At 34.3% G+C, this 3,039-nt stretch carries 5 protein-coding genes; 1 reads left to right on the plus strand and 4 read right to left on the minus strand.

What is annotated here, in order from left to right:
• Window positions 1-330 precede the first annotated feature (330 nt).
• A complete protein-coding gene (locus DIU01_RS11400; protein WP_290834544.1) occupies window positions 331-753 on the plus strand; it encodes a hypothetical protein in 423 nt (140 codons plus the stop codon).
• Between the two features lie 70 nt (window positions 754-823).
• On the opposite strand, the gene DIU01_RS11405 is transcribed toward DIU01_RS11400, so the two are convergent.
• The 4 genes from DIU01_RS11405 to DIU01_RS11420 are packed head-to-tail and all read right to left on the minus strand — an operon-like array spanning window position 824 to window position 2,365.
• Window positions 824-1,000 (minus strand): hypothetical protein, encoded by a 177-nt coding sequence (locus tag DIU01_RS11405; RefSeq protein ID WP_290834546.1) that lies wholly within the window; start codon window positions 998-1,000, stop codon window positions 824-826.
• A complete protein-coding gene (locus DIU01_RS11410) occupies window positions 987-1,202 on the minus strand; it encodes a hypothetical protein (protein ID WP_290834548.1) in 216 nt (71 codons plus the stop codon). Before DIU01_RS11410 ends, DIU01_RS11405 begins: the two co-directional genes overlap by 14 nt.
• Before the next feature lie 9 nt (window positions 1,203-1,211).
• Window positions 1,212-1,607, minus strand: coding sequence for a DUF5675 family protein (locus DIU01_RS11415; RefSeq protein ID WP_290834550.1), 396 nt, complete (start codon window positions 1,605-1,607; stop codon window positions 1,212-1,214).
• The gene (locus DIU01_RS11420; protein WP_290834551.1) at window positions 1,607-2,365 is read right to left on the minus strand and encodes a hypothetical protein; all 759 of its coding nucleotides are present in this window, start codon (window positions 2,363-2,365) and stop codon (window positions 1,607-1,609) included. The genes DIU01_RS11415 and DIU01_RS11420 overlap by 1 nt, the downstream gene beginning before the upstream one ends.
• Window positions 2,366-3,039 lie beyond the last annotated feature (674 nt).

Consider the following 3,039-nt stretch of genomic DNA (forward strand, 5'->3'; position numbering starts at 1 on the left):
AAATAAATAAAAAAAAGAGAGCAAAGATAAGTTCCAGGTTTACAAAAAATCAAGTTCAAGCCCTACGGGTTTTAAAAAAAATCTCCACCTATACCGTTTCGCAAAACATTCTATTTTGATTTTGATAACCCGATTACCGATGATGTATCAGGTAGTATTTTTTTAAAAAAACTTGCTTTTTTGAAACCCTCCACTAGACGAATGGCTTTCTTTTTTTTCTTTTTTTCTTTTGAAAAAATTTAATGGGCGGAGCGTAGCGAGGCACATCTGCATTTCATAAGAAACACCGCAAAAAATTGAAAATTAATCTAATTTTTTAAAGCCGATGTTATGCTGAAATTTATCATTAAAACCCACAGAAAAGACACTATTTACACAAAACCGCATTTATTCCTACTTAACAAAGGGATGAACAGCGGAAAGCCACAAAAAGAGCCATTTACAAACAGTTTCGTTATCATTTTTGAAAATGAATCTGATTTTGATACCATCAATTTAACTGCTTATGCACTTTGGAAAACAAAATTTTGGCATCAATTCCTTAAAGGTTCAGTAATCCCATTTTTGAGTTTATACGACATTAGAAAAGAATTTTCAATGAAAGTCAACCAAGAGATAAAAGACCACAAAGAGCACGTTAAAAACATCGAAACTTTAAAACTTTTGGAACAAAGCGAAAAACGTTTCCATGAAAATCTAAATCTTATCAATGATATGCGAAGAGTTATTTTATACAGATATATAAGTAAATAAAAAAAAGCCAGGTCTCACGACTTGGCTTTCATTTTGTTTAACCCAAAGGTCACCACAACTAGGGCTAAACTTATTTTTTGTGCTTCTTATTTAGGCTTTTAAGCAGTAACGAAATCGTAAAACTTACAACAGCTCCAACAGTAGCTAAAATAACTGTTTTTACAATATCATTTGAAGATAGATTTGGTACGACACTTAAAAACGTGCCTCCAGCAGTTCCCATCAATGTAGGATTATTGGCTGTCATCAGTTGTAGTAAGCTGACTTGCAGCTGACAAAACTCCTCCAGCCACTGCAATATAACCACCTACAGTAGTTATAATGGCAGGCAAAGCAATTGGAGCAGCTAAAATAGTTCCACCAACGGCAGCTAATGTCAACCCAATAGTTCGAAGCACTTTGAAAAATTTTGGTGTGGGAGCTTTTGCTCTTTTAATGATTTTTTTCATAATCTAAAATTAAGATTGGATAATTAATTCAACACTTTCTTTATTGTCCAAAGCTTTATAAACAATTGCTTTTAGCTTCATAAAAGCTTTTCTTGACATTAAACCTAATCCAGGTCCAGAAAGTTTAGTAACAGGAGCAATACAGCCTTGCAATTCCTTTTGAGCATTGTTGGCAGGATGAAAAAGAATAAACTTTCTATTAGGCACATCCCCCAATTCCAAATGCCATTTGTATTTTGCACTGTATCGCTTTCTAATAAAATATTTCCCTTCCGGAACACAGGAAACCTTCGTTTCGTTCATCATCCACGGCAATTCAATTGTGTTGCAAATCAATTTGCCTTCGCATTCGAGTTTACCATTCGTTCCTTCAGGGAAATAAGTTCTAGTTAACCAAATAACCATTACACTCCGCTATCAACTTTCGCAATCGATAATGGGTTAAAAGCACCATTTTTTAACGGATACATTTGCCCATTAATCTCTTGATAGAACTCAACACCTAAAGCCAAAAATAATGGCTTAGTGGAGTTAACAGTAACCGCATTCACTTGACTAATTGGAGCCGTAGCAGTTCCATCCCAAGGCAAAATTGCTGTTTCAGAAGTAGCAACCACATACGTTTCAGCTTCAAAATCAATCTCAGCTCCACCAGAAATGATTTTGTAGTGAGTAGTTCCACTTGGAGCAGCAATCATATTCGCAGGAATAAATGATGCCAAATCCACAGTAATTTCACCAGCCACACGGTCAATAGTTGCCACAAACGGAGCAAACAAAGTGGTACCAAGCTTACCACGAATATTGAATTCAAAACCAAATAACAATTCAGCTTCTCCATCAATCACATTACGCAAACCACGTTCACTCACAGTGTCCGCTTGAATAACTTTCACCATCGCTTGTGTCAAACGGCTCACCATTCTACCATCTGCAGAATTGATTAAAAGCGGTCTTAAAGCGGTTCTAAGCATTTTTCCTGCTTTACCAGCTCTACCAAACTCGGAACCATTCTCACGAGTTCTTTGAAACGCAGGATCACTCGCAATTCTACTAGCGTCAATGCCGCCTTTTTCTCTTGCCAAGTGTCCATCTTGCGTTTTGTAAAAAGTAATATCTCCGATAGTACCTTTTAGTTTAATTATGCCTTTCTGTCTAGCCATAACTTCAAAATTTTGTTAAACATTCATCTAAAATCTCCTTCATTCTTTCAATCAGTTGCAACCACATTTTGAATGATTAAAGCAAAGTTTACAAAGCATTTCACTAAAGAAAAAGTAACAAGTGTACCATATGTCCAAAATCGACACAAGTGTCTTATATGAACATAAAAACACAATAAATAAGTATGAAAAATAATAACTAAATTGCAAAAGATTTTCTGCACGTCAGAAGTATAGCATAGCTATATCAAAAGTATGGATAAAGTATGAAATTGAATAATCAGAGGGTATGCATCTATCCGAAGGACATACAACGAATAACAGGCAAGAGTTATCGTCAAAGTACTAGATTAATGCAAAAGATAAAAAAAGACCTCAATAAGCTCGAAAATGAGTTTCTAACTATTGAAGAGTTCTGTACATATTCAGGTATAAAATATGAACAAGTAACTCACTTGATTTTTGGTTAAAATAGGAGAAATGCTAAAACAAATTTTAATCAAGAAAAGTACCTATAAACACTTAAATAACTAGTTCAATTTTTAGTCTTGATGCTTTAATATTCAAATAATTATCCTTATATTTGACTACTTTGAATTTAGAATAATAGTAACCTTATAAAAGAGGTGTCAGTCGAGGTGTCACTTAAATTTAATGCTTTGCGAAGTGTTGAT

Source organism: Flavobacterium sp., from assembly GCF_003525665.1.
In the GTDB taxonomy this organism is placed as follows: Bacteria; Bacteroidota; Bacteroidia; order Flavobacteriales; family Flavobacteriaceae; genus Flavobacterium.

Excerpts from the sequence above, each read along its gene's own strand:
- DIU01_RS11400 (WP_290834544.1), top strand. The coding sequence starts at position 331 with ATGCTGAAATTTATCATTAAAACCCACAGAAAAGACACTATTTACACA.
- DIU01_RS11405 (WP_290834546.1), bottom strand. The coding sequence starts at position 1,000 with ATGACAGCCAATAATCCTACATTGATGGGAACTGCTGGAGGCACGTTT.
- DIU01_RS11420 (WP_290834551.1), bottom strand. The coding sequence starts at position 2,365 with ATGGCTAGACAGAAAGGCATAATTAAACTAAAAGGTACTATCGGAGAT.
- DIU01_RS11410 (WP_290834548.1), bottom strand. The coding sequence starts at position 1,202 with ATGAAAAAAATCATTAAAAGAGCAAAAGCTCCCACACCAAAATTTTTC.
- DIU01_RS11415 (WP_290834550.1), bottom strand. The coding sequence starts at position 1,607 with ATGGTTATTTGGTTAACTAGAACTTATTTCCCTGAAGGAACGAATGGT.